Source organism: Nanohaloarchaea archaeon SW_7_43_1, assembly GCA_003009795.1.
In the GTDB taxonomy this organism is placed as follows: domain Archaea; phylum Nanohalarchaeota; class Nanosalinia; order Nanosalinales; family Nanosalinaceae; genus SW-4-43-9.
Genome location: PXPE01000001.1, coordinates 855,729 through 872,348, shown reverse-complemented (window position 1 = coordinate 872,348; position 16,620 = coordinate 855,729). Strand labels below are relative to the sequence as shown.

The window sequence follows — 16,620 nt, the reverse complement described above, 5'->3', positions numbered from 1 at the left end:
TGTGAATGTGGTTGTAAAATAAAAATAGAGAGGAATAATGTTTAGGCTTTTTTTACTCGTCCGCCTGGTTGATTTCCCGGGAAAGGTGTTCTATGTCTGATGCAAGTGCATCGAGTTTCCTCGAGGCTCTCTCTTTTTCCTTTATGATGTTTTCCACTCTCTCGTATTTTCTGGCTGATCTGTCCAGGTCGTATTTCTCAACGTAAGCGGATTCTGTGTTCATCATCCTGTCGATTATCTCGTCCGCTATCTCTCCCAGTAGAAGGTTTAGACCGCAGTAGACTTCTGATCGTACGTACTGTCCTTCGCTGGCCTGGTTTCTGATCATTCTTTTGATTCTTGCGTGTGTAAAAGGAAGGTCTGAAACTTCGGTGTCTTCTGGTACTTTTACCATCTATATCACGTAAATTCTTGGTTGTAGAAGCTTATAATGGTTTCCAAAATCTTAGTTAATTATAAAATCGTTCACTGACAAAGTTTTCACATGTTAAGCCTTGAAACCTTAGATTTGGTACTTGATGTAGTTTTGAAGTTGATATTTATAGCGCTGCTGATGTTCGCGTTTCTGTTGCTAAGAAACCTTGACGAGGCCATCCAGAAACTAGAAAGCTCGCTTGGATCAATGGAGAGGTCGGCTGAGACCGTTGAGGACGTGGTTGCTGTCATGAGAAATATTCCTTTTGTTGGAGGTGGAAGAAAGAATGGCAAATGAGTTCCTGGAAGCTGCCAAGGATAGTTCCGATGACAACAGTGGTAAAAGATATAGAAAGCTGAAGAAAGAGAAGGCTGGAACCGAAGACAAGGATATGGCCAAGAAGAGATATGAAGAACTGAAGGAGAAGGCTAAGAAAGAGTTTGCGGAAAAGGAAAGAAAGCAGGAGCAGGAAGAAGAGGAAGAAGAAAACGAAGATAACAGTTCTGATAATGATGGATTTGTGACTTACTGAGATTTAAATTCTAGCTGACAGCTTTATCTGCTATGAGATTTGACAGAGTTCCAGATATGGCCAAGTATCTTTCAGTAATCTTCCTGCTGAGCCGTTTCGGCAGTAACACTGTCTGGTTTTTCCTGCCATTATTTTTCAAGATGCATATTGACAGCGTGTTTTTAATCGGTATAATGACTTCTATAACGGCGGCGGTGCCGGTTTTAATGGATATACCGGTAGGAAATCTTGTTCAAAGAGCAGGTGAGAAAATAGTTATTTTCATCGGGCTTTTGCTGAATCTGATGCCTGGTCTTCTTTATGTTACAGGCATTCCCCTATTTTTGGTTTTTGGTAAGGTATTTGAGGGTTTTGTCAAATCAATGGTCTGGAACGGCGGTTGGACTCTTTCCCTGAAAAGCGCTGATACTGATGCGGAGGCTGAATCGAACTCTGTTTTTCTTCTAGGTGTAAATCTTGCAGCGATTGTAGGACCGATTTTAGGAGGCTTCCTGATCGCTTCACATGGATTCGGTCTTACCTTTGCTCTCTGGGTTTTCTCAGCTTGGCTAGGCGCACTTGTTTTCTATCTGTATATAGGTCTTGAGGGCCGGAAAGGGTTCATAGAATCTATAGAGGGGCTGTTCTATAGGAAAACTTATGGAGATGAAAAACATCATCTCAAAGAGAACTGGCACGATTTAAAGAAACCATTCGTCTTGATACTACTTTATTCCATAATTTTCTCATTTTTCTGGCTGGCCGTACCATTCCTCTTGGAGGACTTGAACGCCAGCTACGAGATGATGGGCATAATATTCGGTGTCGCTGCGTTTCCAAAGCTTTTTCAGGTATTCTTTGGAAATCTGGGAGATAAACTTGGGGATCTTAAAGTTGTCTCTGCTCTTGCTGTACTGCTAGCTCCGATACTTGTTATGATGAGTTTCACATCCAGTATTTACCTGATTGGAGCACTCTTTCTTATCGCAAGGCTTTTTGCGGCAGGTATCTCACCTCTTATCCATGCATTCTATGATTCTCAGGTACCTGATGAAGTTGAGGGCGAGATGACGGGATTCCTCGAGTTCTCGAAGCATACAGGACAGGCAATAGGTCCTACAATGGCGGGAGCAGCGGCTTCTGTCGGCGGTATAGCTTTTTCCTTTCAGATAGCAGCTTTTGTAGCCTTTCTTTTGTTCGCTGTTAGCTACCGGTTCCAGTAGTGATCTACAGCTTTGAGATTTCCGGGAATTTAAGTAAACCGGCTTCACGGGAGATTCCTACAGCTTTCATCCCATTTTTATCAGAGTTTTTTAGTACAGGGGAGAGCAACTCTCTCTTCGGAACCTCGTTTACACTAGTACCGTTCGCTATCCGGGAGAAAGCTGGTAGAACCACTAGTTTTCTCTCCTCATTTAGGTTCCCATGAAGCAGTGCCGGTATCTTCTCCTTCACGCCTATGTCATCCTTCAAAGTTATTGCTGGATGTTCGTGACCGATAACTACAGCGTCTACACTTTTCTCATCTTCTACGCCAATATCTTCTAGCTCTCTGTCCCCATGGACGAATAAGATTCCGTCTTCAAGATGGTATTCTTTCATTTCTATACCGTTGTCTTTCAGTGCAGAATCCATGAATGTATCGTGATTTCCTTTTACAACTATTATTTCCTCGAAGTTGAAGGCAAGGAAATTCAGAAGTTCTTTTATCTCCTCATTCTCACTGTAAGAGGTCTTGAACTGGTTTTTCAGGTCTCCGTTTATCAGTATTCTTTCCGCTCCTTCCTCGTCTTTTGCCTTTTTAATATCCTCTTTCATCATATCCAGCTGGTTCTGTGGAATGTAGTTGCCTTTAGCAGTCATAGTTTTTTCCAAACCTAGATGTAGATCAGATATTACCAGTAGATCCGTTCTCTCGTCGTAAATTGCTGGGAGGCTATCAACTATCTGAAATTTGAATACTTTCATCGGCAGTTATTCGTTTAAGGCGCCCCATACTTTTAGAAATGATTCGAAAACATCTTCCTGGGTTGAGGCCAGGATATACTCTGCACCGTATTTTTCCGTTTTTTCCTCTATCTTATGCATGTGTTGTTGAAGTTGTTGCTTGTAGTTGCTCCTGGTTTTTCTGGATACATAGGTTCTTAGCTCTGAGTCCGATTCAGGGTCCTTCAGGATTTTATCTCCTTCAATACTTGGGTTAATTTCCTCGATATCTAGTGTGTTCACAAGGATTACGTCGCTGTTTTCTAACCTGTTTAGGCCCGATTCTATCTCATCTAACTCGGTCAGGAAATCAGATATTACTACGACTACGGATTTATTCTTTATCCGGGAGCTGTATTCAGTTAAGCATTTCTCAACCTTGCTTTCAGGTGTTTTTCTAAGCTGATTCAGTGTTTCAACCATGCCTCCCATATCCGGGTTCTTTCTAGCTGAGGAAATGTCTGTAATTGTCTCAGAGAAGACAGAGAATCGGAATCGGTCGTTTGTATTCGCTACCATGTAAGCCATCGCCAGACCGATCTTTGATGCGTAGTCATATTTTTTTTCTTCTTTTCCGAAGTTCATAGAGCTGCTTCGGTCAATGAGTATGTGAACCGTTATGTTTTTCTCTTCTTCAAAACGTTTAACGTAGAGGTTGTCCGTCCGGGCGTATGCTTTCCAGTCTATTCTCCTGATGTCGTCACCAGGCAGGTATTTTTTGTGTTCCTCAAATATCATTCCTTGACCTGTTGAATTAGACGATTGCTCCCCTTCTCTTATCTCCGTTGAGTTTTTCTTCAAAGCAAGGTTGAACCGGTCAAGTTCATCTATGAAATTGATTTCGATCATTGTTCCTAGACGTTATCGACTATCTCTTCAATAATGTCTTCCGAATTTTTGCCCTCTTTCTCAGCCTTGAAATTTAACCCCATTCGGTGTCTTAGTATTGGTGCCGCCATTTCGTTTATGTCTCGGGCGGAAACATAGTTTCTTCCTTGTATCAGTGCCCTACCTTTCCCTGCTAGAACAAGATCAATTGAAGCCCTTGGGGAGGCGCCGTAGTTTAATGCTTCATGGTCTCGGGTCTCCGAGACAATTTTTACAGCTCTCTCCTGTATGTCATCTGCAATCGGTACCTGTCTAACGAACTCCTGAAGCTTGATGAGGGAAGACTCGGAAAGTACCTTCTCAAGTTGCGGAGTAAATTCCAGTTCCGAGGTGAATCTTTCAACAATTTTTTCTTCGTTGCCTTTTTCTGGATAGTCAAATTTCAGTTTCATCATGAACCGGTCTTTCTGTGCCTCTGGAAGGGGGTAGGTTCCTTCCTGGTCTATAGGGTTTTGTGTGGCCATCAGGAAGAACGGTTTTTCCAGCTGGTAGGATTCGTTTCCAACTGTAACCTGTGTTTCTTCCATTGCTTCAAGAAGCGCTGACTGTGTCTTTGGTGTTGCTCTGTTGATCTCGTCAGCTAGAATCATGTTTGCGAAGATTGGTCCTTCCTGGAATACGAATTCTTTCTCTCCTTTCTCATTTTCGTTGATGATGTGTGTACCTGTTATGTCTGAAGGCATCAGGTCAGGTGTGTTTTGAATCCTGGAGAAGTTAAGTCCGAGAACGTGGGAAAGTGTTCTTACTGTCTTGGTTTTTCCCAGTCCAGGATATGATTCAAGCAAAACGTTTCCATCACAGATTATGGATATCAAAATATTTTCTATTACATTTTCTTGTCCAACTATGACTTCGCTGGTTTCCTCCGTTACTTTGATGAGTCTCTGACTGGCTTTCTCGTACTTCCCGGTATCATCACTGGCCTGAATTTTCATATTTATTCAATGGATGTTTGATGTTTAAATCCGTTAATCTATCGGTATTCTTTTACCGCAAGACTGTATTCTTTAGCTAGCTCTAGGTTTCTTTCCATTCCTGAGTAGGTTTCTCCTATCACGATGTTTTCTCCCTCTCTTTCTCTTGAACCTGTTTCAGTGTCTTCTACTCTTCCGCTTCCCTTTATGCTGTAGTTGATAAGTCCATCTACATTGACATCAGGTTCTTCACCATATACTTCCGAGCTGTTTTTGATCTCAAAAGAATCCTCTTCCTGTGTTATCTGGTTGATTATTTCATCAGTGTTCTCCGGTAGTATCTCTCCGCCTTGATCCATTATCTGGAAGTTGAGAATACCTGATAGAACGGTTATGAAACTTATTATGCCGATTGCAAGCATTTTCTGTATTATTCTCTTGCTGGGGATAATGCTTTCAGAGCTGACAGATCGGGAGATATTGAGTATTTCATCGAAAAGAGCTTGCGAAACTATATTATTAGACTCGAGATTGTCTCTAGCTGTTCTCAGTCTCTCCCTGAGTTCAGGATTTTTTTGCTCGTAGATCTCGATGTTGTATTTATGTGAACGGTAATAGAAATCAAAGGCAAAGATCAAAATTGCAAGAGGAATCAAATACTCCAGGTTTCTTCCGGCGCTGGTAAATCGCAGAGAGAACAGAAACAGTACAAGATTAGCGGAAAGAAAGAAAAGAATGGAGTCCAGACACGCTTGTAGAAAGTTAACCTTTAGAAATTCTCTTTTAAGCCTGTTAAAGAGCTTTTCAACTCTCATCTATGAACCCTCGTAACTTTGATCCCATCTCCCGCACTTTGCTTCTCCCCCTTCTACCGTGTTGTTCTCATTACTGCAAATAAGTTCCAAGGTTCCGTTAATGCTTTCTAGTTTATCCTGAGCTCCATTTCTCTCATCTTTCACTTCCCTGAGCTGTGATTCAACCGAATTTAGGGTAGAGTTAAGACTGTCTATCTGTGATTCCAGGAGTCTGTTGTCGTCTATGTAGGTCTGTATATCTTCTTTTTGTGAGGAAACTTTTTCGGATAAGTTTTCATTCTTGCTTTCCATCTCCTGTATTTTCTGATTTCTTTCCTCAAGTGTTTGCCTAATATCGTTTTTTTCCTGTAAAATATTACTGAGTTGGCCCTGATAGAGAACTGAAAGACTGGCAAGAATTGAAAGTACAAGTATAGTCGTGGCCAACAGGAACGGGTTCAATCTTCTTTTCAGCATTGGTGTTTTCATCCTATTTCTTACCTCTTCTCTTTCTGTAACCGATTTCTGACAGGAAGACTAAAAGTGCTGCGGCAAGGAAGAACACAGATACATCTTTCTGTTTCTCTACCTCTGTACTGTTAAACTGCTTTACAGATTCTTTGATCTCATCTTTCTGATCCAGCGTAAAGACTTTTCCTCCAGTCTCCTGTGCTAGGTTCTTGTTTTCTGAGTAACCTATCTCCTCAACTTCATCATTGTAGTTATAGCTGTAGACTGCGTCGTTGAAACTGTGGAAACCTGTATTTTCTGTCTCCAGCTCTCCAGTATAAAGATTCTCTCCTTGCCTGTTAAGGCCTTCAACAGGATAATTGGCCGTAACTCGGACTTTCTCCCCTATTTGTCCCCCCTCAATTGTTATTGTCCGGTTTTCCTTTCTTTGTGGTTCTCCAACCGTCCAGCTAAGTGTTCTTGAGACAAGCTCGGAGTTCCGGTACATTGTCGCCCCCAAATCTTTTTCCCCGCCTGAAAATGCAGCCACTCTTCCAATTCCATATCTCCATGTGGTTAGGAACGGCTCGCTGTTTGTTCCTGAAACAAGCTGTCGAGCTCCTGGCTTGGGCTCTGCTCCGTAGAAGCCTGAGGTTGATCCATCTACTTTCACTTCTCGAGTTATGAAATGATTGTTATCGTTTTTTATCAGAGAAACAGCTCTGCTTGAACTGTCTCCGCCCTGGAACTGAATTTCCTGTGATTTAACATCGCTGATAGAGTAACCGCCGGACAGACTTGATATTTCAGTCATGAATTCACTAGGATTCTGGCCTACCATTACAGATATAATTTTTTGTTCCGATTGTTCTGCCAGTTCTCTAGAGTTCCGAGTGTCGTTGTAGAAGTCTCCTAAAGCGGTTACCTTCCCATCACTGATCAGCATTAGATTGCCTTCTCCATCCATAACTTCCTGACCAGCCTTTATAGCTCGGTAATGAAGGTTGTTTCCTCCGGTAGGAATGTTCGTTATCCCTCCCTGGAGTTTTTCTCGGTGTTTGTTTTCTCCAAGAGGTTTTGGCTTGCTGATAAGGTGGGGTTCGTTGTTGTAGTATAGAGCACCAACTTTTGATCCTGCAGGAAGAGTGTTTGAATCCAGTAATAAGTATGAGATTTTCTGTGTTCTTTCTAGTGCCCCGCCTTCATCTTTTCTCTCGAAACAGAAGGATTCCGCACCTTCAATACATTCTCCTCCACTTCCCTGTGAAGCATCTATCAGAAGCATCATCTTGATTCCTTGATCTTCGTATTCGGATTTTCTTATGGGGAGTACAGAGTTTTCCTCTTCTAGTTCCCCTGTATAAATTAATCCGTTTCCTTTAGCAGTGTAACTTGCCAGATCTGCCTCGTTAAAGTTTTTCTTAGCGATTACAGCGTAGTAAGGGCTAAGATCATCAGGTAGCTGGTCTCGTTGTTCGAAAGAGTAGAAATCACTGAACTCTTGGCTTATACGGCCTTTGTCTCCTAGTACCAGTATTTCGGGTTTTTCCGCCACTTTAATGGTTTTATAGTAGTTATTGTTATCTCTGAATTTATCTCTTGATGATATTGATGCTTCAATAGTTTTGTATCCTTCCTGGTCAAATGTTTCTGTGAATCGCCATTCGCCCTTAATCCCGGTTTTCTGTAGTTCAACCATCTCGTCGTTAAGCTTTACCTGTGGTTCTGGGATTTTTTCCTCTGTTGAGCTAACTTTCACGTTGAATGTGCTCCCTGCTCCGGTGTAAGTTGTTTCAGGACCTTCAATTTTTACAGCTGATTCTGGATCGAACTCAGGTTTCAAGATATTTACTGTTGAGTTTCTCTGATTCACTCTACTAGATACCTTGTTGAGCGGGATTGAGGACTGCAGATCGGAGATCAGCAGGTATGTTTTATCATTATCTATATTTTGCAGAATTCCTGAAGATAAATCGGAGATGTTCCCTGAGGCTATACTTCTTCTCTCTACTTCTATATCCTCAAACTCGAGGTTGGGATTATGCATTATTTCTGTGGAGCGAGAGTTATCCTCAAGTATAACTAGTCTGTCCTTGGAGTTTCTCTCCTCCGAAACAGTTAGTGAGGGAGAGGCAAGCGCAAATGCGATAAGTAAGACTGTAAGTGCTTTGGTGAAAGCCGTGATTTTCTTGAAATTTGGTTCTCTTGTGATTGCTAGATAGAGCGCTGGGAGAGCAAGTATCCCTATTAAGAGGAAGTAAGGCTGACTGAAGGTTATCACCGTAGCTCACCCAGTCTGTAGAGATATCCGAATTCAAGTAATGTCATTACCAGTATCATAATTACAAAGTATTTTTGAAGAGATAACTCAGTCATCTCTCCGGTACCTGATAGTTCTTCTGTCTCTGTCGGGTCCCTTAAGGATTCGTCTTCGCTAAGCATGTTTGCCGCGATTGTTCCTTTCGAAGTTTCGTAGAATCCGTTTTGAGCGAGTTTGGTTCGTCCCGAGTATTTTGTACCTTCGGGAGAAGTTATGGATTCCCGACTTATTTCCGCTCCCATCATCAGGTTCAGATCGGATACAGAGGGATTATCGGTCATTTCCATTGTTGTCTCTTTCCAGAATACAGGATAAAGAAAGTTGTTCCTGAAACTCTGATCCTCAATGTTGTAAAGAAGAAACTCACCGCTGCCATATTTTGAGCGGATCACAGCGTTCGAACCGGCTGAGTATCTTTCCCCTGATATCTTTTCTACGTTTCTAATTTCCATTTCGCCAAGACTGGTTTCCACTGGCTTCTTGATGGTTACTGTCTGATTCACAGTGTTTCCGTTATCCCTTACTGGCAGATCTTGGAATTCAAGACTTGAGAAACCGGGTTTTCCAAATAAGACAAGATCAGCTTTTCCCTCTCTTACATCCTTTTGAATATTTCTTACAGTTTGGGAAAGCATTCCCTCGCTATCACCTATAATATACATATCGGCATTGATCTCCTCATCAACCGGAGTATCGTAGTGAGTCATTGAGGTGAAGTCTATAATTTCAAACGCTTTGGCGAGATAACGGTTTTCCTTATCTGAGATGAAAGCGACCTCAGTATTCTTATCTTCAGGTATGTAGAAGTAAGCGGTATTATCTGTTTGGAACCTATCTTCCTCGATGGTCACAGTATTTCTTCCTGTCCGGCTTTCGAACTGTACGGTTTCAACACTCTTACCGTTTATCTCTATATTTTTTCTTTGATTCTCCGAGCTGACTTCAAGTGTTTTGGTTCTGTCTTCGAAATTCTTCACATCGATTGAAGTGTTTCGTTCTCCGACATCTATATCAACTATTCCATGACGGTTTCTTCTTTCAGTTTCAATTACTTGGAATCTTTTTCCGGCGGATCTGAACCTGTCAAGGATTTTTTCCGGGTCTCTGTTGTCCACGGTCTGATCTAGGTCACTGGCAATAAATACGCTTCCCTGGAATCTTCTGGCGGTTTCAAGTCCTGAAACTATATCGGTCTCCGTCTGTGCCGGTTCAACATTTCGGATCAAGGTCTCTGCCCGATATTCGGAAACTTTCTCTGCAACTATTCTTGCCTCGTCTTCAACCACTATAACTGTGTTTTGCTCTCCTGTTTTGTCCAGAAGAAAGCTTTTTGCCTCTTCAAGTTCTGGCATGCTCCCTGATCTGTCAAGTATCAACACTGAGTTCTCTGGTTCTCCTGCGCCTTCCATGAAAGGCTCTGCAAATGCGAGGGCGAATCCGGTAATTATCAGTATATGGAGTAGGAGCAGAAGGTTTCGGGAGATCATTCTGAATGCATGACTCGTTGATTCTGATTCCCCGCTATTTTGGAAGAACATGAATGAGGGCATCACTTCTTTCTCAGGATCTTTCTTAATCAGGTAGAAAATTATAACTGGCAGTAGAGCCGACAGTGCGATTAATCCTGCTGGATTCAGGAAGTAGTTGCTGAGAACTGGTTGAATTGTTTCGAGTACCATTATATGTGTCTTCTGACTTTCTATCTACTGAATTTTGTTCTACTGCTTCTGTTCAATCCTTTCCATTACCTTACTATGTAACTTTTGTAGGCGCTCTTTTTTATCTTCCATCTTGACTACATCTGTGCTTCCCTGCAGCAGAAGATTATGGCTGAATGGTGAAGGTATATCCGATTCACGCATCTCGATTTCTATCTCTTCTTCCTCGATTTTCTCCACGACCTCTTTCGTATGTCTGATATCCATCGCGTCTTCCATGATCTCCCTGTAGGTCTCATTGATCATAGAGAAATCTTCTCCATACTCGTTTCTCAAAGTGGAGATCAAGAAATGACCTTTCATCTGTTGCTGGCCAACTGTCTTTGAATTACCGCCGTAGTTTCTCAGTATCATTAATGATCTACCAGCTACATGCCTGAATCTTCTTTTCATCAGTTCTGTCTTCGCGACCGCATTCTTCAGCTCCTTTTTCAGATCGCATTCTGCCAGCTGGTTGATTAATCGGTCAATATCTATGGGTCTTCTTGGAGTGATCAGTATGAAACCATTGTCGTCGATCACCATCCCTACATTGGAACCGATTCTCTTCTGGAGAAGATGTGCCAGTATTCTCGCCATCGCATCATGCGCCCTTCTTCCATAAATCGTGTGAAAGATAAAGTTCTGCCGGTTATCATCGTCAATGTATTTCTCCACTGTGATGCTTTCATGAGTGGATACTGTTCCAAGAAAATCCTTCTGTTCTTTGATGTATCTATATATTGCCTCTGCTGTATTCTCATCAAGGTAGTAGTTGTGCATGATCCATTGGATGATATCATCATCTGCTGCACCCATCTCCGTCTGCCTTGCGACTTGTTTTCTGAACTTGCCGATTTTCACTCCCAAATCATAGGAAAGAGGAAGTCTTTCAGAGTACCATGATGGGACAGTTGGTGAAGCGTTCGGTTTTGGATCAACAAATACGTTCATTCCTTTTGTATAGCTGAACTTGTAGGTTGATCCACCGAGTGTGAAGATGTCTCCTTTAGTTAACCGGTCCAGGAATTCTTCGTCCAGCGATCCAACATAGCTTCCTTCACCACGGGTCTTGACATCGTAGCCGGATTCATCAGGTATTGTGCCGATGTTTGTCATATAGATTACCCGGGTCATCTTACCGCTCCTGCCGAATCTTTTCTCGTCCCGGTCAATCCAGACTTTACGGTAAACGTTTTGATCCTCCAGCTCATATTCTCCGCCGAGATATTTCATAACTTGGTCAAAGTCTTCCCGAGAAAGATCGTTGTAGCAGTAGCTTCTTTTGATAATATTGAATGCGTGATCAATGTTCCATTTATGGTCGCATGCCATTCCGACAATGTGTTGGGCTAAGACATCAAGGCATTCTGTGGGTATCTGTATACGATCTAGTTCGTCTTCTTTCGCACATTTAGTCAGAACCGAGCATTCTACCGCATCGTCTCTGTCGACCACTATCATTTTACCTTTGGCTTTTTCTCCAATTTGGTGTCCGCTTCTCCCGATTCTCTGAATTCCTCTGGCGACACCTTTTGGTGATCCAAGCTGTAGCACAAGATCAACCGAACCGATGTCTACTCCCAGTTCGAGCGAGGTCGATGTTACTCCAACTCTCATATTACCTTTCTTCAGGTTCTCCTCGACTTCCAGTCGTTTCTCCCGGCTCATTGAAGAATGGTGAGCCCCTATATTTTCGTCGTAGAAATCCGGGAAACGATCTTTCAAATTGTTGACAACTCTTTCAGTTGCAGAACGAGTATTCGTGAAGATGATCGTGGATTCGTGGTCCTGTACCAGGTTGTGCATCTGATCGTACATTGCCTCATTGATCTCCTGTGGAGGTGTATGAATTAGATCCCGAACCGGTGAGACTGTTTCTAGATCAATTTCTTTCGAAGCTGCAGTATCTACGATCTTACATCCTCTTGTTTCATATTCCTCGGAATCAGCTTTCTCCGCGGCAGTTATCTCTTCCCCGTATTCTGTCTCGTCTGTCCAGGTTTCTTCTTCTACATTATATCCTACCAGATACTTCGCTATCTCATCGATCGGTGCCTGTGTCGCTGATAACCCGATTCTGGTGGGTGATTCATAAGTTAAATCCTCAAGTCTTTCAAGTGACATTGAGAGATGTACACCTCTCTTGTTCTCGGAAAGAGAATGAATTTCGTCTACGATCGTGTACTTGATATTTCTCATCTTCTCTCGGAACTTTGGGGAGGAGAGAAGTATTCCAAGTGATTCAGGCGTAGTTATCATTATGTGAGGAGGCTTGTCTCTCATCTTTGCTTTCTCTGCATCGGTGGTGTCTCCTGTCCTAACTGCGCTCCTGACCTCAGGAACATCGTAACCCATTTCTTCAGCCTTTTCTTTTATTCCATTCAGAGGGTCTTCAAGGTTTCTCTCAATATCGTTTCCAAGAGCTCTTAGTGGAGAGATATATAGAACGTATACTTCATTCTCAAGTTCTCCTTTATCACCTAGTAAGAAAAGTTCGTTGAGAGCTGACATAAATGCTGAAACCGTCTTCCCCGATCCGGTCGGCGCACATATCAGGGAGTTTTCATTGTTGTGGATGAGTTCAAAAGAATACTGCTGAGGTTTACTTAGAGAGGGAAATTGGTCGTTAAACCATTTTTTGACATACGGTTCGAAGCTATCTGGAAGAGTTTGGGATGCTTTATCATTTCCTACAAATGATATCTCAGTCATGTATGAACCTGGTTATACAAACTTTAAGTTATTACAAATGTTTTGCTAGCTTCTGAAAGAGAAAACCTGTTAAGCCTGTTAGAATGCTTATTAGAGGATTAATGGTGTATAGCACTAATGAGAGCATAACTATTATGAGCCCTAGATTGGCTTCTATTAGATTTCTGGTGGCTTCTCCAGCTTTTTCTTCCACATTAATTGACTCCGCGTTTTCTGCAGTTCGGTTTGCAAGTTTTTCTGGTATTTCTTCCTGCGCTCCAGTAAATGCTTGATTAAGCTCTGAGTCTTTTTCCTGATCGAAATTGGTTTCGCTGAGCACGTATGATCTTGTTAGTACTACAGTGTTTTGGCTCGTCTTTCTCACAATTTGGGTTCCGGCTTCTTGCTGAATATCTGCTAGATCGGTCTGATCCATTATTATGGATGTCTGTTTCTCAGATACTTCTGAGATAGTTGATACAACATTTTGTTTTATGTCCGGCTGTGTCTGTGCGGCTCCGAATACTATTGAACCTAGTATTAGCCCTGTGAAAATCATAGGCATAAATGTTGAACTGCTGTAGTTCCTGAAACCTTTTCCTTTTGAGAAGAGCGAGACAAGGGTATTGCTGAAAGCTATAAAGACTGCTATAAAGCCCATCAGCGCGCTTATAGGTATAAATATCAGTGTTACGAAGCTCAGCATTGATGCTGTCTTGAATCTATCTCTTGAAATATATGCTGTGTATCCGTAGAGAACAGTTATTGGTAGAAGAGCTAGTAAGGTGATGAGATTATCTAGGTCGACGAAGTATGCGGCTGAAATCGCAAGTAATGCAAGAGATGACTGCCCTACATATTCTATGTAATCCTCGTCGAGATCCATAAATTCAACTACTTGTTCTATGTTTTTAAATTCCGAGAGTTTCGGAATAAATCGCTTCTGCGTGACCTTTATCTTCAGCTTCAATTATAGCTCTTCCGTCGTTGAAAAGTGTGAATGATCTGCCTTCCACTTTTGCTCTTACCAAGTATTCGTTTTCAGTAAAACTGTCAGCTACCCTCTTCAGTTTCCCAGGTCCTGATTTTGAGACCTGTTTCTCTACCTGATACTTCTTCTCTCCACAAACTGCTATTGTCTGTCTGTTTGAGTTCAACCGGAGGTAGTCTTTTCCATCACAGACCCCGCATCCTCCGTCATCAATGTCAAACTCTTCCCCTGATACAGTCTCCAGTTTCTCAGCAACTCCCCTATTTGAAAGGTATTCTACGGCTTTTAAAGAGGATTTTGCAGCGGCTATTGTAGATGTTTCTCTCATTATCCCTGAAGTTTCACATGTTTCGAGTTTCCAGGTGTTCGTACCCTCAAATATACAGTTGAAGCATTTCTGCCTGAAGAACATTGAGTAACCTTTTTCTCCAAGTGCGGAAGTATAGATCCACGGTTTTCCCTCTTTTTGACAGTACTCGGAGATCAGATGGCGAGTCTTGAGGTTGTCTGTACCATCCATCACCAAATCTACGCCTTCCAGAATATCGGTATTCTCAGGGTGCAGACTTTCAACTACTGACTTTACATCGGTAAACTTTGAGAGTTCTCTTTCAGCAGCCTTCGCTTTCGGCAGCGATTTTTCGCATTGATCAGGTGTGTAAATGTTCGATGAGTAGCAGTCGTTCGGCTCCAGGTAATCACGGTCAATTAGCAGTAAATTGGTTCCGTGTCGGGCAAGGTTCTCGGCTATAACTGATCCTGTAGCTCCTAGCCCTACAATAGCTACTTTTGAATTATCTAGTTTTTCAATTTCTTCTTCAGAATAGTTCTCCAAAGCCTTGAATCGGCTGAACATGGCTTTTTTCCGGGGACCGATTTTATTAAAACTGTACAGTCTATCTTAACTGTGGACTAGGAAATGATATCAATGATAATAGAAGTTCTGAAAACATCAGTCACATTCCTGGGAATAGAAATTACGGGGCTGATGGTTGCGGTAGCAGGATTTCTTTTGGTAGCCGGATTTATCGCAGACCAGATCAGCAACATTCTAGTTGAGAGAGCCATCGAAAAAAGAGGAGGAGATAAACATGTATCCAAGACCAGCAAGAAACTTACCTCATATGTTATCTATCCGGTTACCTTTGCAGTAATTCTTGGAGTTTTTGGTTTTCCGCTTGCATCTCTAGGTGCAGCGGTAGGTCTGATAGGTTTAGGGCTTTCATTTGCTTTGAAAGATATGATCTCTAACTTTATCTCCGGTCTCTTCATAATGATCAACAAACCATTCAAAATCGGCGATCAGATACAGGTATCAGGAGAATCAGGAACAGTTCGGGACATAAACATCCGGGCAACCGAGATCAAGACTTACGATGGTAGACAGGTAATTGTACCCAACTCAACTCTGTACAATGGCAAAGTTATCAACAACACTGCCTACAACTGTCGCCGTTTTGACGTAATAGTTGGAATAGGATACGATGAAGATATTCAGGAAGCGAAGGAGCTTGCGATTCAGACACTGGAAGAGGCCTCGACAGTTAAATCCAGGCCAGAACCTCAAGTGCTTGTAAACGAGCTCGGAGGATCATCCGTCAATCTGAAACTGAGAGGATGGTCGAAACCTTCCAAAGCTAATATGTTGAAGTCTGCATCCGAGGTAACTCAGATTGTCAAGGAAAAATACGACGAATCCGGAATCGACATACCATACCCGATCAGAACAGTTTACATGAATAACGAAGAATGAAGAGTGAAATGAGACTACTATCTTGTTTACCGGTCACAAAACCGAAACAGTCTTACCCGAAATGATGAAAATGGGCCGGACGGGATTCGAACCCGCGACGTCTAGGTTAAGAGCCTAGTGCTCTGCCAGACTGAGCTACCGGCCCAACGCGTAACCGGCTATTCTGGCAGTAAATTTAAATCGGTGAAAAACTGTCCGGATAATCGACGCAATTTAGAACCGGATACTTTTTCTTGGTGCCGCCTTTTCCACATTAGGTTCCAGAAGTTTATACTCGTGATCCTTTATATCCGCAAATCTTCCACATGAAGGACACCTATCGTAGCCATTGTGTTTAACATCGTCAATTATCTCGTTGTAACCACATGCACATTCCAACTGTGGGTTCATGGAATCTACATCTAGATCAATTCTCTCAAGAAGGGTTCCCTTAGAGAAGTAGTTGAAAAGCTTCTCGAAAAGTTCGGGCTCACAAAGATGATTGTTGATCTTGATGTGAGCGGAGCCATTAGTCGATACGCTTGAGAGTTCCTGCATCACTTCAATCAGGACATTTCCTAGTTTCTTCATTTGTTATCTTACCATGATTGTCTCCCCTTCAGTAATCTCTCCCCGACTATAATACAATAGTCGAAATAAACCTTATTTAAACTAACGGATCGCTGGGTGCGAACTCTGGAAAGTTTATGCGGTCTTTTTGTCCATTGATTTATCTTGAAATAATCTTTATAGGTAAGAAAGCAGTTATGAAGCATTAAGTTAAATGAAAACTCTATTTTAGAGCTTTTTAAGCATTAAAAGCATCTAAATTCTAGCGGAACTATCGGAAAGCCGTAAATTTGTCTTTAAAGTGTGGTGAATTAAAATCATATCACATGAAAAAACCAGATTTAAGATCTGAGGAACTAGCAGAATTTGTCGGTATCATGCTTGGTGACGGATCAATAGGAAGGTATCGGTGTGATCGCGGTGATGGTAGCAAATCTATTCAACACTGTGTCAAGGTCACACTCTCAAGCAATGAACCATATTATGCAGGTTACGTTGAAAAGATGTTCTCCGAACTCTTCAGTATCGAAGTAGAAGGGGCCAAAAGAAAGAATGAGAATACATATGACATAAGATGCTTTAAGAAAGAGATATTTGAATTTGTTACAGAAGAGATAGGGCTTAAGGAATCGCCGAAATGGTAAAGAGCTACTATACC

At 42.0% G+C, this 16,620-nt stretch carries 17 protein-coding genes and 1 tRNA gene; 5 read left to right on the top strand and 13 right to left on the bottom strand.

Annotation, left to right across the window (positions count from 1 at the left end; genetic code table 11):
* Positions 1-52: 52 nt before the first annotated feature.
* Positions 53-394 (bottom strand): hypothetical protein, encoded by a 342-nt coding sequence (locus BRC29_05070; protein PSG99460.1) that lies wholly within the window; start codon positions 392-394, stop codon positions 53-55.
* 90 nt (positions 395-484) lie between these two features.
* On the opposite strand from BRC29_05070, the gene BRC29_05065 reads away from it, so the two are divergent.
* Genes BRC29_05065 through BRC29_05055 form a run of 3 tightly spaced genes read left to right on the top strand, consistent with a single transcriptional unit; the run spans position 485 to position 2,149 of the window.
* Positions 485-712 (top strand): hypothetical protein, encoded by a 228-nt coding sequence (locus tag BRC29_05065; protein PSG99459.1) that lies wholly within the window; start codon positions 485-487, stop codon positions 710-712.
* Positions 702-947, top strand: a complete 246-nt coding sequence (locus tag BRC29_05060; GenBank protein ID PSG99458.1) for a hypothetical protein — start codon at positions 702-704, stop codon at positions 945-947. Before BRC29_05065 ends, BRC29_05060 begins: the two co-directional genes overlap by 11 nt.
* A gap of 32 nt (positions 948-979) precedes the next feature.
* Positions 980-2,149 (top strand): hypothetical protein, encoded by a 1,170-nt coding sequence (locus BRC29_05055; protein ID PSG99457.1) that lies wholly within the window; start codon positions 980-982, stop codon positions 2,147-2,149.
* A 4-nt stretch (positions 2,150-2,153) separates the two neighbouring features.
* Here the strand turns inward: BRC29_05055 and BRC29_05050 are convergent, their stop codons facing one another.
* Genes BRC29_05050 through BRC29_05005 form a run of 10 tightly spaced genes read right to left on the bottom strand, consistent with a single transcriptional unit; the run spans position 2,154 to position 14,516 of the window.
* A complete protein-coding gene (locus tag BRC29_05050) occupies positions 2,154-2,894 on the bottom strand; it encodes a hypothetical protein (GenBank protein ID PSG99456.1) in 741 nt (246 codons plus the stop codon).
* A gap of 6 nt (positions 2,895-2,900) precedes the next feature.
* Positions 2,901-3,761, bottom strand: a complete 861-nt coding sequence (locus BRC29_05045; protein ID PSG99455.1) for a DUF58 domain-containing protein — start codon at positions 3,759-3,761, stop codon at positions 2,901-2,903.
* A 5-nt stretch (positions 3,762-3,766) separates the two neighbouring features.
* Positions 3,767-4,735 (bottom strand): AAA family ATPase, encoded by a 969-nt coding sequence (locus BRC29_05040; protein ID PSG99454.1) that lies wholly within the window; start codon positions 4,733-4,735, stop codon positions 3,767-3,769.
* 38 nt (positions 4,736-4,773) lie between these two features.
* Positions 4,774-5,529 (bottom strand): hypothetical protein, encoded by a 756-nt coding sequence (locus tag BRC29_05035; protein PSG99453.1) that lies wholly within the window; start codon positions 5,527-5,529, stop codon positions 4,774-4,776.
* Positions 5,530-5,997, bottom strand: a complete 468-nt coding sequence (locus BRC29_05030; GenBank protein PSG99452.1) for a hypothetical protein — start codon at positions 5,995-5,997, stop codon at positions 5,530-5,532.
* 1 nt (position 5,998) lies between these two features.
* Positions 5,999-8,239: a hypothetical protein gene (locus BRC29_05025; GenBank protein ID PSG99451.1), complete on the bottom strand. Its 2,241-nt coding sequence runs from the start codon at positions 8,237-8,239 to the stop codon at positions 5,999-6,001.
* Positions 8,236-9,957, bottom strand: a complete 1,722-nt coding sequence (locus BRC29_05020; protein PSG99450.1) for a hypothetical protein — start codon at positions 9,955-9,957, stop codon at positions 8,236-8,238. The genes BRC29_05025 and BRC29_05020 overlap by 4 nt, the downstream gene beginning before the upstream one ends.
* Before the next feature lie 39 nt (positions 9,958-9,996).
* Complete coding sequence (locus tag BRC29_05015) at positions 9,997-12,690, bottom strand: hypothetical protein (protein PSG99449.1); 2,694 nt, start codon at positions 12,688-12,690, stop codon at positions 9,997-9,999.
* 31 nt (positions 12,691-12,721) lie between these two features.
* Complete coding sequence (locus BRC29_05010) at positions 12,722-13,555, bottom strand: hypothetical protein (protein ID PSG99448.1); 834 nt, start codon at positions 13,553-13,555, stop codon at positions 12,722-12,724.
* Positions 13,556-13,580: 25 nt separating this feature from the next.
* Positions 13,581-14,516, bottom strand: coding sequence for a hypothetical protein (locus BRC29_05005; GenBank protein PSG99447.1), 936 nt, complete (start codon positions 14,514-14,516; stop codon positions 13,581-13,583).
* Positions 14,517-14,579: 63 nt separating this feature from the next.
* Between BRC29_05005 and BRC29_05000 the strand changes: the two genes are divergently transcribed.
* Positions 14,580-15,413, top strand: a complete 834-nt coding sequence (locus BRC29_05000) for a mechanosensitive ion channel protein (GenBank protein ID PSG99446.1) — start codon at positions 14,580-14,582, stop codon at positions 15,411-15,413.
* Between the two features lie 71 nt (positions 15,414-15,484).
* Here BRC29_05000 and BRC29_04995 read toward each other — a convergent pair.
* A tRNA-Lys gene (locus BRC29_04995) sits at positions 15,485-15,558 on the bottom strand.
* Between the two features lie 68 nt (positions 15,559-15,626).
* Entirely contained in the window at positions 15,627-15,983 is a 357-nt protein-coding gene (locus BRC29_04990; GenBank protein PSG99445.1) for a hypothetical protein, read from the bottom strand.
* A gap of 305 nt (positions 15,984-16,288) precedes the next feature.
* Between BRC29_04990 and BRC29_04985 the strand changes: the two genes are divergently transcribed.
* Positions 16,289-16,606, top strand: coding sequence for a hypothetical protein (locus BRC29_04985; protein ID PSG99444.1), 318 nt, complete (start codon positions 16,289-16,291; stop codon positions 16,604-16,606).
* Positions 16,607-16,620: the final 14 nt, after the last annotated feature.

Bases quoted from the DNA above. Each gene is read 5' to 3' on its own strand.
- BRC29_05070 (PSG99460.1), bottom strand. From the start codon at position 394: ATGGTAAAAGTACCAGAAGACACCGAAGTTTCAGACCTTCCTTTTACA.
- BRC29_05065 (PSG99459.1), top strand. From the start codon at position 485: ATGTTAAGCCTTGAAACCTTAGATTTGGTACTTGATGTAGTTTTGAAG.
- BRC29_05060 (PSG99458.1), top strand. From the start codon at position 702: ATGGCAAATGAGTTCCTGGAAGCTGCCAAGGATAGTTCCGATGACAAC.
- BRC29_05055 (PSG99457.1), top strand. From the start codon at position 980: ATGAGATTTGACAGAGTTCCAGATATGGCCAAGTATCTTTCAGTAATC.
- BRC29_05050 (PSG99456.1), bottom strand. From the start codon at position 2,894: ATGAAAGTATTCAAATTTCAGATAGTTGATAGCCTCCCAGCAATTTAC.
- BRC29_05045 (PSG99455.1), bottom strand. From the start codon at position 3,761: ATGATCGAAATCAATTTCATAGATGAACTTGACCGGTTCAACCTTGCT.
- BRC29_05040 (PSG99454.1), bottom strand. From the start codon at position 4,735: ATGAAAATTCAGGCCAGTGATGATACCGGGAAGTACGAGAAAGCCAGT.
- BRC29_05035 (PSG99453.1), bottom strand. From the start codon at position 5,529: ATGAGAGTTGAAAAGCTCTTTAACAGGCTTAAAAGAGAATTTCTAAAG.
- BRC29_05030 (PSG99452.1), bottom strand. From the start codon at position 5,997: ATGAAAACACCAATGCTGAAAAGAAGATTGAACCCGTTCCTGTTGGCC.
- BRC29_05020 (PSG99450.1), bottom strand. From the start codon at position 9,957: ATGGTACTCGAAACAATTCAACCAGTTCTCAGCAACTACTTCCTGAAT.
- BRC29_05015 (PSG99449.1), bottom strand. From the start codon at position 12,690: ATGACTGAGATATCATTTGTAGGAAATGATAAAGCATCCCAAACTCTT.
- BRC29_05010 (PSG99448.1), bottom strand. From the start codon at position 13,555: ATGGATCTCGACGAGGATTACATAGAATATGTAGGGCAGTCATCTCTT.
- BRC29_05005 (PSG99447.1), bottom strand. From the start codon at position 14,516: ATGTTCAGCCGATTCAAGGCTTTGGAGAACTATTCTGAAGAAGAAATT.
- BRC29_05000 (PSG99446.1), top strand. From the start codon at position 14,580: ATGATATCAATGATAATAGAAGTTCTGAAAACATCAGTCACATTCCTG.
- BRC29_04990 (PSG99445.1), bottom strand. From the start codon at position 15,983: ATGAAGAAACTAGGAAATGTCCTGATTGAAGTGATGCAGGAACTCTCA.
- BRC29_04985 (PSG99444.1), top strand. From the start codon at position 16,289: ATGAAAAAACCAGATTTAAGATCTGAGGAACTAGCAGAATTTGTCGGT.